This is a genomic window from Pseudomonas sp. SAS7, assembly GCF_052112345.1.
GTDB lineage: Bacteria > Pseudomonadota > Gammaproteobacteria > Pseudomonadales > Pseudomonadaceae > Aquipseudomonas > Aquipseudomonas putida_Q.
This window is the reverse complement of the sequence record NZ_JBEGGO010000009.1, coordinates 222,024-236,708: the sequence shown is the minus strand read 5'-3', so window position 1 is coordinate 236,708 and position 14,685 is coordinate 222,024. Positions and strand designations below refer to the sequence as shown.

The window sequence follows — 14,685 nt, the reverse complement described above, 5'->3', positions numbered from 1 at the left end:
TAATCAGCAAGGCCAAGTGATATTGGCCCATTTATAAGACCAAAGACGTAGCGGCAATGTGGCGGGTTGTCGCATGCCTTGCAGGTCGGCAGATGTGGTTTAGGCTCAGTGGATCGCACGATGTCCAATCACACCCGACAGCGGAGTAGTGCAAGCATGGGATACCAGAAAATCAAGGTTCCGACCGACGGCACCAAGATCACCGTCAATGCAGACCATTCGCTCAACGTTCCTGACAACCCCATCATTCCTTATATCGAAGGCGACGGGATTGGCGTCGATGTCTCGCCGGTAATGATCAAAGTGGTGGATGCGGCGGTGCAGAAGGCCTACGGCGGCAAGCGCAAGATCGCCTGGATGGAGGTGTATGCTGGCGAAAAAGCCACCCAGGTTTACGACCAGGACACCTGGTTGCCGCAGGAAACCCTCGACGCCGTACGTGATTACGTGGTGTCGATCAAGGGCCCGCTGACCACCCCGGTAGGGGGTGGCATCCGCTCGCTCAACGTGGCGCTGCGCCAGCAACTGGACCTTTATGTGTGCCTGCGCCCGGTGCTGTGGTTCCAGAGCGTGCCGAGCCCGGTGAAAAAGCCCGGTGATGTCGACATGGTGATCTTCCGCGAGAACTCCGAGGACATTTATGCCGGTATCGAGTGGAAGGCCGGCTCGCCTGAGGCGAACAAGGTGATCAAGTTCCTGAAGGAGGAAATGGGCGTCACCAAGATCCGCTTCGACCAGGACTGCGGCATCGGCGTCAAGCCGGTATCGCGCGAGGGCACCAAGCGCCTGGTACGCAAGGCCCTGCAATACGTGGTGGACAACGACCGCGAGTCGCTGACCCTGGTGCACAAGGGCAACATCATGAAGTTCACCGAGGGTGCCTTCAAGGACTGGGGTTACGAAGTGGCCCGGGACGAGTTTGGTGCCGAACTGCTTGATGGCGGCCCGTGGATGAAGTTCAAGAACCCGAAAAGCGGCCGCGAAGTCATCGTCAAGGACGCCATTGCCGACGCCATGCTGCAGCAGATTTTGCTGCGTCCGGCCGAGTATGACGTGATCGCCACCCTCAACCTTAACGGTGACTACCTGTCCGATGCGCTGGCGGCGGAAGTGGGGGGTATCGGCATTGCGCCGGGCGCCAACCTGTCCGACACCGTGGCCATGTTCGAAGCTACCCACGGCACCGCGCCCAAGTATGCCGGGCAGGACAAGGTAAACCCGGGCTCGGTGATCCTCTCGGCAGAGATGATGCTGCGGCACATGGGCTGGGCCGAGGCGGCCGACCTGATCATCAAGGGCACCAACGGTGCAATCGGCGCCAAGACCGTGACCTACGACTTCGAGCGCCTGATGGATGGCGCCACGCTGGTGAGCAGTTCAGGCTTTGGCGACGAAATGATTAAGCATATGTAAGGCAGTACAAAACCGGCCGCTTCCCGTAAAGAAGCGGCCGGTTATTTCGTAATACCGGCACAGCGCAGGCAGTCAGGCTTTGGCAGTTTCGCCCTGCGGCTCGCCCAGGGTTCTGTCGGCCTCTGCTGCGGCCACCGCAGCGTCCTTGATCTCGACGGCGTGCAAACCTTTGGGGCCCTGTACGATGTCGAATACTACCGACTGGCCTGCCTTGAGGGTTTTGTATCCGTCCATCCGGATGGCCGAATAATGGGCGAACAGGTCATCGGATTTACCTTCCTCATTGATGAATCCATAGCCCTTGGCATTGTTGAACCACTTGACTTTACCGCTTGCCATCCCTATGTCCCTCTGCAAAGGACTCCATCACTGGAGTATCATCCACTTCATCCGCATACGAACCTTGCGAAAAATCTGGTTGACTGCGCGGATCTTTATCGCCCACGGTGGGTTCTTATTGGTTGTAACACCGTTTTGCCGATAGTCAAGGTCGCCCGGCGCCTGCGCCGGCCGTGGCCTGTGCCGTCAACCCTCAACCTTAACCTGACGCTCATGATGAAATTCTTTCCATGCATGCACCTAGTGAGATTCGACTAACATTCAATCAGGATCGCCCGCAATCGAATGAGGACGACGGCTCGGGTCTTGCAGTCCAGGAAGCCAAGCCGATCCTGCAGGCGCCACCGATGTACAAGGTGGTTTTGTTCAACGATGACTACACGCCAATGGATTTCGTCGTCGAAGTGCTCGAGACGTTCTTCAGTCTGAACCGCGAGCTGGCGACCAAGATCATGCTGACCGTCCATACAGAAGGGCGGGCAGTGTGCGGATTGTTTACCCGTGACATCGCCGAAACAAAGGCTATGCAGGTCAACCAATACGCCAGGGAAAGCCAGCATCCGCTACTCTGTGAAATCGAGAAGGACGGTTAATCGCCGACCACTTGGGTATGAGGTGAAGCTATGTTAAACCGCGAGCTCGAAGTCACCCTCAATCTGGCCTTCAAGGAGGCCCGTTCGAAACGTCATGAGTTCATGACCGTCGAACATCTGCTGCTGGCACTCCTTGACAATGATGCTGCCGCGACCGTTCTGCGCGCCTGTGGCGCCAATCTCGACAAGCTCAAGCACGAGCTGCAAGAGTTCATCGATTCCACCACCCCGTTGATTCCTGTCAACGATGAAGACCGTGAAACCCAGCCGACCCTGGGCTTCCAGCGCGTGCTGCAGCGTGCCGTGTTCCACGTGCAAAGCTCTGGCAAGCGCGAAGTGACCGGCGCCAACGTGCTGGTGGCGATCTTCAGCGAACAGGAAAGCCAGGCCGTGTTCCTGCTCAAGCAGCAGAGCGTGGCCCGTATCGACGTGGTCAACTACATCGCCCATGGCATCTCCAAGGTGCCGGGGCATGGCTCGCAGTCTGACAGCGACCAGGAAATGCAGGACGATGAGGGCGGTGAAACCTCCTCTTCGAGCAACCCGCTGGACGCCTATGCCAGCAACTTGAACGAGCTGGCCCGTGCCGGCCGTATCGACCCGTTGGTAGGCCGCGAGCAGGAAGTTGAGCGCGTGGCGCAAATCCTTGCCCGTCGGCGCAAGAACAACCCGCTGCTGGTGGGTGAGGCTGGCGTGGGCAAGACGGCCATCGCCGAAGGCCTGGCCAAGCGCATTGTTGATGGCCAGGTGCCCGACCTGCTGGCGCAGAGTGTCGTGTACTCACTCGACCTTGGCGCACTGCTGGCCGGTACCAAGTACCGCGGCGACTTCGAGAAGCGTTTCAAGGCGCTGCTCGGTGAGCTGCGCAAACGCCCGCAGGCGATCCTGTTCATCGACGAAATCCACACCATCATTGGTGCCGGTGCGGCGTCAGGCGGGGTGATGGACGCCTCCAACCTGCTCAAGCCGTTGCTGTCGTCGGGTGAGATCCGTTGCATTGGCTCGACCACCTTCCAGGAGTTCCGCGGCATCTTCGAGAAGGATCGTGCCCTGGCACGGCGTTTCCAGAAGGTGGATGTCAGCGAGCCGTCGGTCGAAGACACCGTGGGCATTCTGCGCGGCCTGAAGGGGCGCTTCGAAAGCCACCACAATATCGAGTACAGCGACGAAGCCCTGCGCGCCGCCGCTGAACTGGCCTCGCGCTACATCAATGACCGGCACATGCCGGACAAGGCCATCGACGTGATCGACGAAGCCGGTGCCTACCAGCGCCTGCAACCGGAGGCTAATCGCGTCAAGCGCATCGATGTGCCGCAGGTCGAAGACATCGTCGCCAAGATCGCGCGAATTCCGCCGAAACATGTCAGTAGTTCTGACAAGGAGTTGCTGCGTAACCTCGAGCGTGACCTGAAGCTGACCGTATTCGGCCAGGACCAGGCCATCGATTCGCTGTCTACCGCCATCAAGCTGTCCCGCGCGGGCCTCAAGGCGCCAGACAAGCCTGTCGGTTCGTTCCTGTTCGCTGGCCCTACCGGCGTCGGCAAGACCGAAGCGGCGCGGCAGCTGGCCAAGGCGCTGGGCGTGGAGCTGGTGCGTTTCGATATGTCCGAGTACATGGAGCGCCACACCGTGTCGCGCCTGATTGGTGCGCCTCCCGGTTATGTTGGCTTTGACCAGGGTGGCTTGCTGACCGAGGCGATCACCAAGCAACCGCATTGCGTATTGCTGCTCGATGAAATCGAGAAGGCCCACCCGGAAGTCTTCAACCTGCTGCTGCAGGTGATGGACCACGGTACCCTGACCGACAACAACGGGCGCAAGGCCGACTTCCGTAACGTGATCCTGATCATGACCACCAACGCTGGCGCGGAAACCGCGGCACGGGCCTCGATCGGCTTCACCCATCAGGACCATGCGTCCGATGCCATGGAAGTCATCCGCAAGAGCTTCACGCCGGAGTTCCGCAACCGCCTGGATACCATCATCCAGTTCGGCCGCCTGAGCCACGAAACGATCAAAAGCATCGTCGACAAGTTCCTTATCGAACTGCAGGCGCAGCTGGAAGACAAGCGTGTGCTGCTGGAAGTCAGCGATGAAGCACGCGGCTGGCTGGCGGCGTCGGGCTACGACGTGCAGATGGGTGCGCGGCCGATGGCGCGGTTGATCCAGGACAAGATCAAACGGCCACTGGCCGAGGAGATCCTGTTTGGCGAGCTGGCCGAGCATGGCGGTGTGGTGCACATCGACCTGCGCGATGGCGAACTGGTGTTCGACTTCGAGACCACGGCTGAGGTTGCGTGATATTAGGGCCGCTTTGCGGCCCATTCGCAGCACAAGGCTGCTCCTATATGGGTTACGCGATTCCCTGTAGGAGCGGCCTTGCGTCGCGATGGGCTGCCAAGCAGCCCCCTGCAATTTCACAGGCACAAAAAAGCCCGGCACATGGCCGGGCTTTTTCATGGCTGGAGCTTAGCGCGCACGGTAAGTGATGCGGCCCTTGCTCAGGTCGTACGGCGTCAGCTCGACGCGGACCTTGTCGCCAGTGAGAATACGGATGTAGTTTTTGCGCATCTTTCCGGAGATGTGCGCGGTTACGACGTGCCCGTTTTCCAACTCCACGCGGAACATGGTGTTGGGCAGGGTGTCGACGACAGTACCTTCCATTTCGAAGCTGTCTTCTTTCGACATGCAGTTGAGCCCTCGGATCCAGTGTTAGCCCGACGCATATCCGCACCGGGCAAAAAAGTGGCGCCGATTATGCCGGAAATCTGCGTGTCAAGCCAATGCTTTCAGTTGAGGGTGACCCAGCGCTGGTTTATCAGCAACTCGATGGGCCGATACTGCGTCTTGTAGTTCATTTTCTTGCAGTTCTTGATCCAGTAGCCCAGGTAAACCGCTTCCAGGTCCTGGCGCACGGCCTCGGTGATCTGCCAGAGGATGGCGAAGCGGCCAAGGCTGCGTCGCTCCTCGTCCGGCTCGTAGAAGGTGTACACCGCCGACAGGCCGTTGGGCAGCAGGTCGCACACTGCCACCGCCAGCAACCGGCCCTCCAGGCGAAACTCGTAAAACCAGCAGAACGGCAGGTCGCGCACCAGAAAGGTGGAAAACTGGTCGCGGCTGGGCGGGTACATGTCACCGTCGGCGTGGCGCGTTTCGATGTAGCGCCGGTACAGCTCGAAGTACTCCTCCTTGAACGTCGGGCGCGCGGCGCTCACGGTCAGGTCGGCGTTGCGCTTGAGAATGCGCCGTTGCTGGCGGTTGGGAATGAAGCGCGCCGCCGGGATGCGCGCCGGCACGCAGGCGTTGCAGTTCTGGCAGTGGGGGCGGTACAGGTGGTCGCCGCTGCGCCGAAAGCCCATTTCCGACAGGTCGGCGTACACGTTCACGTCCATCGGCTGGCTGGGGTCGAGGAACAGCGTGGTCGCCTGCTCGTCAGGCAGGTAGCTGCAGGAGTGGGGCTGAGTGGCATAAAACTTCAACCGCGCCAACTCTGTCATGATCAACCCCTTCGGTGAGACTTTGTTTTAAGTGTAAGCCAGCTATGGCAACTCGCCTAGGCAACCCACGTTGCGCTGTTGGGCTGGTCGAGGTGGCGTGCCAGGTAGCCGGCGAACTCGGCGCGGCTGATGGCATGGGCGCCCAGGCTGTGCAGGTGGTTGGTGGGCATCTGGCAGTCGATCAGCACGAACCCGGCTTCACGCAGGTGGTTGACCAAGGTCACGAAGCCGACCTTGGAGGCGTTGTCGGCGCGGCTGAACATCGATTCGCCGAAGAACAGCTGGCCCATGGCCAGGCCGTACAGGCCGCCGACCAGCTCGCCGTCCTGGCGTACCTCCACCGAATGCGCGATGCCGCGGCGGTGCAGTTCGCAGTAGGCGTTACGCATGGTGTCGGTGATCCAGGTGCCGTCGGCGTAGTCGCGTGGTGCGGCGCAGGCAGCGATGACGGCGGCAAAGTCGGTGTCGAAGCTGACCTGGTAGCGGCCCTGGCGCATCAGCTTGGCCAGCGAGCGGGAAACGTGCAGTTGGTCGGGCAGCAGCACCGTGCGCGGATCGGGTGACCACCACAGGATCGGCTGGCCGTCCTGATACCACGGGAAGCAGCCATGGCGGTAGGCCTGCACCAGGCGCTCGGGGCTCAGGTCGCCGCCAGCGGCCAACAGGCCGTTGGGGTCGTGCAGGGCCTTTTCCAGGGGCGGGAAGGTCAGCGAGTCGCGGGTCAGCCAGGTGAGCATGGTCTATCGTGCGGTGGGGGAGGGGAGCGGGCAGCATGGCGCGGGTGAAAAGCAGGGTCAATCTCTTTGCGGGCCGCAAGGCCAGCGTTGCAATCTGTAGGAGCAGCCTTGTGCTGCGAAGAGGCCGGTGCTGCCACAGCAGATTCATGGCCTTACCGGCCTCTTCGCAGCACAAGGCTGCTCCTACAAAGAGGCAGTGCAGTTTCGGCAATTCTGGGCAATTTCCTGCACATTCATGAAAACGCAGGCACCATCCGCTACATTTGCGGTCATACCTGTGCAAAAACACAGCATAAGCCTTTGTCACAAAAGAAAATGCATGCTCAAATTGCAGCCATGTGAAAGTCGCCCCCGAGCAAACCCCCATGCGGCGTGCCGCCATGGCGGCTGGCGGGCAGTAATGTTAAAAGTAGTGGTTCATTGGCCGCACAGCCGGCCGATCACTATTGGACGCGCACCACGCGCAGGAATAGACGCGTTTTGAAGAAATCCACCGCAACCCCAGCTCCTTTGCCTGTGCCCCTGTGGCGGCAGCAGCTGCATTACCGCCTCAAGGAAGGTGCGTTGATCGCGATCGGCGCCCTGTGCCTGTATCTGTGGATGGCGCTGCTGACCTACGACACCTCCGACCCGGGCTTCAGCCATACCAGCAACGTCGACCAGGTGCAGAACGCCGCCGGGCGGGCCGGGGCCTACTTCGCCGACATCTTGTTCATGGTGCTGGGTTACTTCGCCTACATCTTCCCGCTGTTGCTGGCGGTCAAGACCTGGCAGATCTTCCGTGAGCGCCATCAGCCCTGGGACTGGAGCGGCTGGCTGTTCTCCTGGCGTCTGATCGGCCTGGTGTTCCTGGTGCTGTCCGGTGCAGCGCTGGCGCATATTCACTTCCATCCGCCGGCGAGCATGCCGTTTTCTGCGGGCGGCGCGCTGGGCGAAAGCCTTGGCGAGCTGGCGCGCAACCTGCTGAACGTGCAGGGCAGTACGTTGATGTTCATCGCCCTGTTCCTGTTCGGCCTGACCGTGTTCACCGATTTGTCGTGGTTCAAGGTGATGGACCTGACCGGCAAGATCACCCTCGACCTGTTCGAATTGGTGCAGGGCGCCGCCAACCGCTGGTGGGAGGCGCGCAACGAGCGCAAACGCCTGGAGGCGCAGCTGCGTGAGGACGAGCCGGTGTTCAAGGCGCCGCCGACGGCCGCCGACAAGCGCGAGCCGGCCAAGCCGGCGTTGCGCGAGCGTATCTTCAAGCGTGAAGAAGCGCCCGCCCAGCCGGTTGTGCAACGCGAACCGACCCTTGCCCGTGAGCCCGTGGTGCCGCGCGAGCCGGTAGTGGCGCGTGAAGCCGTGGTGCCCCGCGAGCAGCCTGCGGGCCCGACCATCGTGCCACCGGCAGCGGCCAAGGCGCCTGAGCCGAGCAAGCGCGTGATGAAAGAGAAGCAGGCGCCGCTGTTCGTCGACAGCGCCATCGAAGGCACCCTGCCGTCGATCTCGATTCTCGACCCGGCCGAGCAGAAAAAGATCGAGTACTCGCCAGAATCCCTGGCCAGTGTCGGCCAGTTGCTGGAAATCAAGCTCAAGGAATTCGGCGTGGAAGTGGCGGTGGACTCGATCCACCCGGGCCCGGTGATTACCCGCTATGAAATTCAGCCGGCCGCTGGCGTTAAAGTCAGCCGCATCGCCAACCTGGCCAAGGACCTGGCGCGTTCGCTGGCCGTGACCAGCGTGCGAGTGGTTGAGGTCATCCCGGGCAAGACCACCGTGGGTATCGAGATCCCCAACGAAAACCGGCAGATGGTGCGCTTCTCCGAAGTGCTGGCCACGCCGCAGTTCGACGAGCAGAAATCGCCGGTCACACTGGCCCTGGGCCACGACATCGGCGGCAAGCCGGTCATCACCGACCTGGCCAAGATGCCGCACCTGCTGGTGGCTGGTACCACAGGCTCCGGTAAGTCGGTGGGTGTGAACGCGATGATCCTGTCGATCCTGTTCAAATCAGGCCCGGAAGACGCGCGGTTGATCATGATCGACCCGAAAATGCTCGAACTGTCGATCTACGAAGGCATCCCGCATTTGCTGTGCCCGGTGGTCACCGACATGAAGGACGCTGCCAACGCCCTGCGCTGGAGCGTGGCCGAGATGGAGCGGCGCTACAAGCTGATGGCGGCGATGGGCGTGCGTAACCTTGGCGGCTTCAACCGCAAGATCAAGGATGCCCAGGAAGCCGGCGAGATCATCCATGACCCGCTGTACCGCCGCGAGAGCATGGACGACGAGCCGCCTGCGCTGAAAACCCTGCCCACCATCGTGGTGGTGGTCGACGAATTCGCCGACATGATGATGATCGTCGGCAAGAAGGTCGAAGAGCTGATCGCCCGTATCGCCCAGAAAGCGCGGGCCGCCGGTATCCACCTGATTCTTGCCACCCAGCGCCCGTCGGTGGACGTGATCACCGGCCTGATCAAGGCCAACATCCCGACCCGCATGGCGTTCCAGGTGTCGAGCAAGATCGACTCGCGCACCATCATCGACCAAGGTGGCGCCGAGCAGCTGCTGGGCCACGGTGACATGCTGTACATGCCGCCGGGTACCAGCCTGCCGATCCGTGTGCACGGTGCGTTCGTCTCCGACGACGAAGTGCACCGGGTGGTGGAAGCGTGGAAGCTGCGCGGCGCGCCGGACTACAACGACGACATCCTCAATGGCGTGGAAGAGGCCGGCAGCGGCTTTGAAGGCGGCGGCGGTGGTGGTGGCGATGGCGATGATTCGGAAAGCGACGCCCTGTATGATGAGGCCGTGCAATTCGTGCTGGAAAGCCGCCGTGCGTCGATCTCGGCCGTGCAACGCAAGCTGAAGATTGGCTACAACCGCGCCGCCCGCATGATCGAAGCCATGGAAATGGCTGGCGTGGTCACCCCGATGAACAGCAACGGCTCGCGGGAAGTGATTGCCCCGGGCGGCCCGCGCGACTGATGAACACCTTGCCGGGCGCCAACGTTGGCGCCCGGCCTTTTCAATGCTCAATGAGGATTACCATGCGCGCGATTCGCATGCTGTTGGTTTCTGCCCTTGCTCTGGGCAGCGTTTCGGCTTTTGCCGGTGAGCAAGATGTACAACGCCTGACCCAGCTGCTGGAAAAGTCGCAGACCATCGAGGCCAACTTTTCCCAGCTGACCTTGGGGGCCGACGGCACCAGCCTGCAGGAGACTGCTGGCCAGATGATCGTCAAGCGCCCGGGCCTGTTCTACTGGCACACCAATGCGCCACAGGAGCAGGTGGTGGTGTCTGATGGCAAGATGGTTACCCTGTGGGACCCGGACCTGGAACAGGCCACCGTCAAAAAGCTCGACGTGCGCCTGAACCAGACCCCGGCACTGCTACTGTCCGGTGACGTGTCGAAGATCAGCCAGAGTTTCGACATCGCCTCGAAAGAGCAGGGTGAAGTCATGGACTTCACCCTCAAGCCGAAGACCAAGGACACCCTGTTCGACTCGCTGCGCGTGTCGTTCCGCAAAGGCCTAATCAATGACATGCAGCTGATCGACAGTGTCGGCCAGCGCACCAATATCCTGTTCAATGGCGTCAAGGCCAACCAGGCGGTGCCGGACAGCAAGTTCAAGTTCGACATCCCCAAAGGTGCTGACGTGATCAAGGAGTAACCGGAGCTCGTCATGGACCTGTTTCGAAGCGAACCCGTTGCCCAGCCCCTGGCCGCCCGCCTGCGCCCGTCCAACCTGGACGAGTACGTCGGCCAGGAGCACCTGCTGGCACGCGGCAAACCGCTGCGTGAGGCGCTGGAGCAGGGTGCGCTGCACTCGATGATCTTCTGGGGGCCGCCTGGTGTGGGCAAAACCACCCTGGCGCGGCTGCTGGCGCAGTTCTGCGATGCGCACTTCGAAACCGTGTCTGCGGTGCTGGCCGGCGTGAAGGAGATTCGCCAGGCGGTCGAGGTGGCCAAGCAGCAGGCCGGCCAGTATGGCCGGCGCACCATCCTGTTCGTCGACGAAGTGCACCGCTTCAACAAGTCGCAGCAGGACGCCTTTTTGCCCTATGTGGAAGACGGCACCCTGCTGTTCATCGGCGCTACTACCGAGAACCCGTCGTTCGAGCTGAACAACGCGCTGCTGTCGCGGGCGCGGGTGTATGTGCTCAAGAGCCTGGACGAGGCGGCCCTGCGCAAGCTGGTCAACCGTGCGCTGACCGAAGAGCGTGGCCTGGGCAAGCGCAACCTGCGGGTGGGCGACGACGCCTTCAAAATGCTGATGGCCGCCGCCGACGGTGATGGCCGGCGCATGCTCAACTTCCTTGAGAACGCCTCGGACCTGGCGGAAGACGGCAGCGAAATCGACGTCGAGATGCTGCAGAGCCTGCTGGGTGACAGCCGTCGCCGCTTCGACAAGGGCGGCGAGGCGTTCTACGACCAGATTTCCGCGCTGCACAAGTCGGTGCGCGGCTCCAACCCCGATGGCGCCCTGTACTGGTTTGCCCGCATGCTCGACGGCGGCTGCGACCCGCTGTACATCGCCCGCCGCGTGGTGCGCATGGCCAGCGAGGACATCGGCAACGCCGACCCGCGCGCGCTCAGCCTGTGCCTGGCGGCCTGGGACGTGCAGGAGCGCCTTGGCAGCCCCGAGGGCGAACTGGCGGTGGCCCAGGCCATTACCTACCTGGCCTGTGCGCCGAAGAGCAACGCGGTGTACATGGGCTTCAAGACCGCCCTGCGCGAAGCGGCCGAGCATGGCTCGCTGGAAGTGCCGTTGCACCTGCGCAACGCCCCGACCAAGCTGATGAAACAACTGGGCTATGGTGACGAGTACCGCTATGCCCACGATGAACCCGATGCCTACGCCGCCGGTGAAGATTACTTCCCCGATGAGCTGGAGCCACGCCAGTACTACCAGCCGGTGCCCCGTGGCCTGGAACTGAAGATTGGCGAGAAGCTGCGCCACCTGGCCGACCTCGATCGCAACAGCCCCCGCCAGCGGAGAAAACCGTGATTGCACTCATTGCCGCCGTCAGCGCGGGCGGTATCGTCGGCACCTTGTTGCGCTTTGCTACCGCCAACTGGGTAGCGGCCCACTGGCCACGGCACTTCTATGCCGGTACGCTGGCGGTCAACCTGGTTGGCTGCCTGCTGATCGGCCTGCTCTATGGCTTGTTCTTGCACAAGCCGCTGGCGCCGGTCGAGCTGCGGGCTGGCCTGATTGTCGGCTTCCTCGGAGGCCTTACAACCTTTTCCTCTTTCTCGCTCGATACCGTGCGCCTGATGGAAAGCGGGCAAGTGCCCCTTGCCTTGGGCTATACCACTATCAGCGTGGTGGGCGGGCTGCTCGCGACCTGGGCCGGCCTGTCCCTGACCCGATTCTGAACCAACACCTACCTATAACGAGAGAACGATATGCTCGATTCCAAACTGTTACGCGGCCAACTTCAGGAAGTGGCGCAACGCCTGGCCTCCCGTGGCTTTAGCCTGGATGTCGCGCGCATCGAATCACTGGAAGAGCGCCGCAAGGCGGTGCAGACCCGCACCGAGCAGCTGCAGGCTGAGCGTAATGCCCGTTCCAAGTCCATCGGCCAGGCAAAAGCCAAGGGCGAAGACATCGCGCCACTGATGGCCGACGTCGAGCGCATGGCCAACGAGCTGGCTGCCGGCAAGACCGAACTGGACGGCATTCAGGCCGAACTGGACGGTATCCTGCTGACCATCCCCAACCTGCCGGACGCCAGCGTACCGGTCGGTGCCAGCGAAGACGACAACGTCGAAGTGCGCCGTTGGGGTACGCCCACCGCCTTTGACTTCGTGATCAAGGACCACGTCGCCCTCGGCGAAGTCAGCGGTGGCCTGGACTTCGAGGCCGCAGCCAAACTGTCTGGCGCCCGCTTTGCCGTGCTGCGTGGCCCGATTGCCCGCCTGCACCGCGCCCTGGCGCAGTTCATGATCAACCTGCACACCGGCGAGCACGGTTACGAGGAGCATTACACCCCGTACCTGGTGCAGGCGCCTGCCTTGCAGGGTACTGGCCAGCTGCCGAAGTTCGAGGAAGACCTGTTCAAGATCACCCGCGAAGGTGAAGCTGACTTCTACCTGATCCCGACTGCCGAAGTGTCGCTGACCAACCTGGTAGCGGGTGAAATCCTCGACGCCAAGCAGCTGCCGCTGAAACTGGTTGCCCACACCCCTTGCTTCCGCAGTGAAGCCGGTGCTTCTGGCCGTGACACCCGCGGCATGATCCGTCAGCACCAGTTCGACAAAGTCGAGATGGTGCAGGTGGTAGAGCCGGCCAAGTCGATGGAAGCCCTGGAAGGCCTGACCGCCAACGCCGAGCGCGTGCTGCAGCTGCTGGAGCTGCCGTACCGCGTGCTGGCCCTGTGCACCGGCGACATGGGCTTTGGCGCCGTGAAAACCTACGACCTGGAAGTGTGGGTACCGAGCCAGGACAAGTACCGCGAAATCAGCTCGTGCTCCAACTGCGGCGACTTCCAGGCGCGCCGCATGCAGGCCCGCTGGCGCAACCCGGAAACCGGCAAGCCAGAGCTGGTGCACACCCTCAACGGCTCCGGCCTGGCCGTAGGCCGTACCCTGGTTGCCGTGCTGGAAAACTACCAGCAGGCTGACGGTTCTATCCGAGTACCAGACGTGCTGAAGCCGTACATGGGCGGCGTCGAGGTCATCCGCTAAATGGATTACCTGCCGCTGTTCCACAAGCTGCAGGGCGGCCGCGTGCTGGTCGTCGGTGGCGGTGAGATCGCCTTGCGCAAGGCGCGCCTGCTGGCGGATGCCGGTAGCGAGCTGCGCGTGGTGGCGCCGGACGTCGACGGCCAGTTGGCTGCGTTGGCCCGGGAAGGTGGCGGCGAGGTGCTGGTGCGTGGCTATCAGGCAGCCGACCTGGTCGGTTGCCGGCTGGTGATCGCGGCTACCGACGACCCTGGGCTGAACGCCCAGGTGTCGGCCGATGCGCAGGCCCTCAGCCTGCCGGTCAACGTGGTGGATGCGCCGGCCCTGTGCACGGTGATCTTCCCGGCGATCGTCGACCGTTCACCGCTGGTGATTGCGGTATCCAGTGGCGGTGACGCCCCGGTGCTGGCGCGTTTGATCCGCGCCAAGCTGGAGGCCTGGATTCCGTCGGCCTATGGTGAACTGGCCGGGCTGGCGGCGCGTTTCCGGCACAAGGTCAAAACCTTGTACCCGGACGTCAACCAGCGTCGCGGCTTCTGGGAAACCGTGTTCCAGGGGCCGATTGCCGAGCGCCAGCTGGCCGGGCAGGGTGCTGAAGCTGAACGCCTGTTGCAGGCGATGGTAGATGGCGCGCCGGTGCAGCAGGGTGGTGAGGTGTACCTGGTAGGTGCTGGCCCGGGCGACCCGGACTTGCTCACCTTCCGCGCCTTGCGCCTGATGCAGCAGGCCGATGTGGTGCTGTACGACCGCCTGGTGGCGCCTGCCATTATCGAGATGTGCCGGCGTGATGCCGAGCGCATCTACGTGGGCAAGCGCCGCGCCGATCATTCTGTGCCGCAGGACCAGATCAACCGCCTGCTGGTCGACCTGGCCAAGCAGGGCAAACGCGTGTTGCGCCTGAAGGGTGGCGATCCGTTCATTTTCGGCCGGGGTGGCGAAGAGATCGAAGAGCTGGCCGAGCATGGCATCCCGTTCCAGGTAGTGCCGGGCATTACCGCGGCCAGTGGCTGCTCCGCTTATGGCGGCATACCGCTGACTCACCGCGACTACGCCCAGTCGGTGCGCTTTGTCACCGGGCACCTGAAGGATGGCACCAGCAACCTGCCGTGGAATGACCTGGTGGCGCCGGCGCAGACCTTGGTGTTCTACATGGGCTTGGTCGGTTTGCCGACCATCTGTGCCGAGCTGATTCGCCATGGGCGGGCGGCGAATACCCCGGCGGCGTTGGTGCAGCAGGGGACTACGCGTAACCAACGGGTGTTTACCGGTACCCTGGCGGATTTGCCGGAGCTGGTGGCCCAGCATGAAGTGCATGCACCGACCCTGGTGATTGTGGGGGAAGTGGTGCAGTTGCGTGACAAGCTGGCCTGGTTTGAAGGTTCGCAGAACAGCTGAAGTTGTTAGGGCCGCTTTGCGGCCCATTCGCAGCACAA

Annotated in this window: 13 protein-coding genes; 9 read left to right on the top strand and 4 right to left on the bottom strand. The window is 62.4% G+C overall.

The window, feature by feature from the left end:
* The first annotated feature begins 156 nt into the window (after positions 1 to 156).
* Complete coding sequence (icd, locus tag ABI582_RS16715; protein ID WP_442119734.1) at positions 157 to 1,413, top strand: NADP-dependent isocitrate dehydrogenase; 1,257 nt, start codon at positions 157 to 159, stop codon at positions 1,411 to 1,413.
* Between the two features lie 72 nt (positions 1,414 to 1,485).
* Here the strand turns inward: icd and cspD are convergent, their stop codons facing one another.
* A complete protein-coding gene (gene cspD, locus ABI582_RS16710) occupies positions 1,486 to 1,752 on the bottom strand; it encodes a cold shock domain-containing protein CspD (protein ID WP_310737957.1) in 267 nt (88 codons plus the stop codon).
* 230 nt (positions 1,753 to 1,982) lie between these two features.
* On the opposite strand from cspD, the gene clpS reads away from it, so the two are divergent.
* Together clpS and clpA are read left to right on the top strand one after the other, a co-directional pair.
* Complete coding sequence (gene clpS, locus ABI582_RS16705; protein WP_003251220.1) at positions 1,983 to 2,345, top strand: ATP-dependent Clp protease adapter ClpS; 363 nt, start codon at positions 1,983 to 1,985, stop codon at positions 2,343 to 2,345.
* A 30-nt stretch (positions 2,346 to 2,375) separates the two neighbouring features.
* Positions 2,376 to 4,646 (top strand): ATP-dependent Clp protease ATP-binding subunit ClpA, encoded by a 2,271-nt coding sequence (gene clpA / locus ABI582_RS16700; RefSeq protein ID WP_442119733.1) that lies wholly within the window; start codon positions 2,376 to 2,378, stop codon positions 4,644 to 4,646.
* 168 nt (positions 4,647 to 4,814) lie between these two features.
* On the opposite strand, the gene infA is transcribed toward clpA, so the two are convergent.
* The 3 genes from infA to aat form a co-directional block, all read right to left on the bottom strand.
* Complete coding sequence (gene infA / locus ABI582_RS16695; RefSeq protein ID WP_002553999.1) at positions 4,815 to 5,033, bottom strand: translation initiation factor IF-1; 219 nt, start codon at positions 5,031 to 5,033, stop codon at positions 4,815 to 4,817.
* 101 nt (positions 5,034 to 5,134) lie between these two features.
* Positions 5,135 to 5,842: an arginyltransferase gene (locus tag ABI582_RS16690; RefSeq protein WP_028613329.1), complete on the bottom strand. Its 708-nt coding sequence runs from the start codon at positions 5,840 to 5,842 to the stop codon at positions 5,135 to 5,137.
* 56 nt (positions 5,843 to 5,898) lie between these two features.
* Positions 5,899 to 6,579 (bottom strand): leucyl/phenylalanyl-tRNA--protein transferase, encoded by a 681-nt coding sequence (gene aat / locus ABI582_RS16685; RefSeq protein ID WP_063422625.1) that lies wholly within the window; start codon positions 6,577 to 6,579, stop codon positions 5,899 to 5,901.
* A gap of 420 nt (positions 6,580 to 6,999) precedes the next feature.
* On the opposite strand from aat, the gene ABI582_RS16680 reads away from it, so the two are divergent.
* The 6 genes from ABI582_RS16680 to cysG all read left to right on the top strand — a co-directional run bounded on the left by ABI582_RS16680 (position 7,000) and on the right by cysG (position 14,647).
* Entirely contained in the window at positions 7,000 to 9,549 is a 2,550-nt protein-coding gene (locus tag ABI582_RS16680; protein ID WP_422394547.1) for a DNA translocase FtsK, read from the top strand.
* A 62-nt stretch (positions 9,550 to 9,611) separates the two neighbouring features.
* Positions 9,612 to 10,235, top strand: coding sequence for an outer membrane lipoprotein chaperone LolA (gene lolA, locus ABI582_RS16675; protein WP_043199480.1), 624 nt, complete (start codon positions 9,612 to 9,614; stop codon positions 10,233 to 10,235).
* Between the two features lie 12 nt (positions 10,236 to 10,247).
* Positions 10,248 to 11,573 (top strand): replication-associated recombination protein A, encoded by a 1,326-nt coding sequence (locus ABI582_RS16670; RefSeq protein ID WP_028613325.1) that lies wholly within the window; start codon positions 10,248 to 10,250, stop codon positions 11,571 to 11,573.
* Positions 11,570 to 11,944: a fluoride efflux transporter CrcB gene (gene crcB, locus ABI582_RS16665; protein WP_442119732.1), complete on the top strand. Its 375-nt coding sequence runs from the start codon at positions 11,570 to 11,572 to the stop codon at positions 11,942 to 11,944. The genes ABI582_RS16670 and crcB overlap by 4 nt, the downstream gene beginning before the upstream one ends.
* Before the next feature lie 30 nt (positions 11,945 to 11,974).
* Complete coding sequence (gene serS, locus ABI582_RS16660; RefSeq protein WP_102689951.1) at positions 11,975 to 13,255, top strand: serine--tRNA ligase; 1,281 nt, start codon at positions 11,975 to 11,977, stop codon at positions 13,253 to 13,255.
* On the top strand, positions 13,256 to 14,647 hold the full coding sequence (gene cysG / locus ABI582_RS16655; protein ID WP_442119731.1) for a siroheme synthase CysG: 1,392 nt from the start codon (positions 13,256 to 13,258) through the stop codon (positions 14,645 to 14,647).
* Positions 14,648 to 14,685 lie beyond the last annotated feature (38 nt).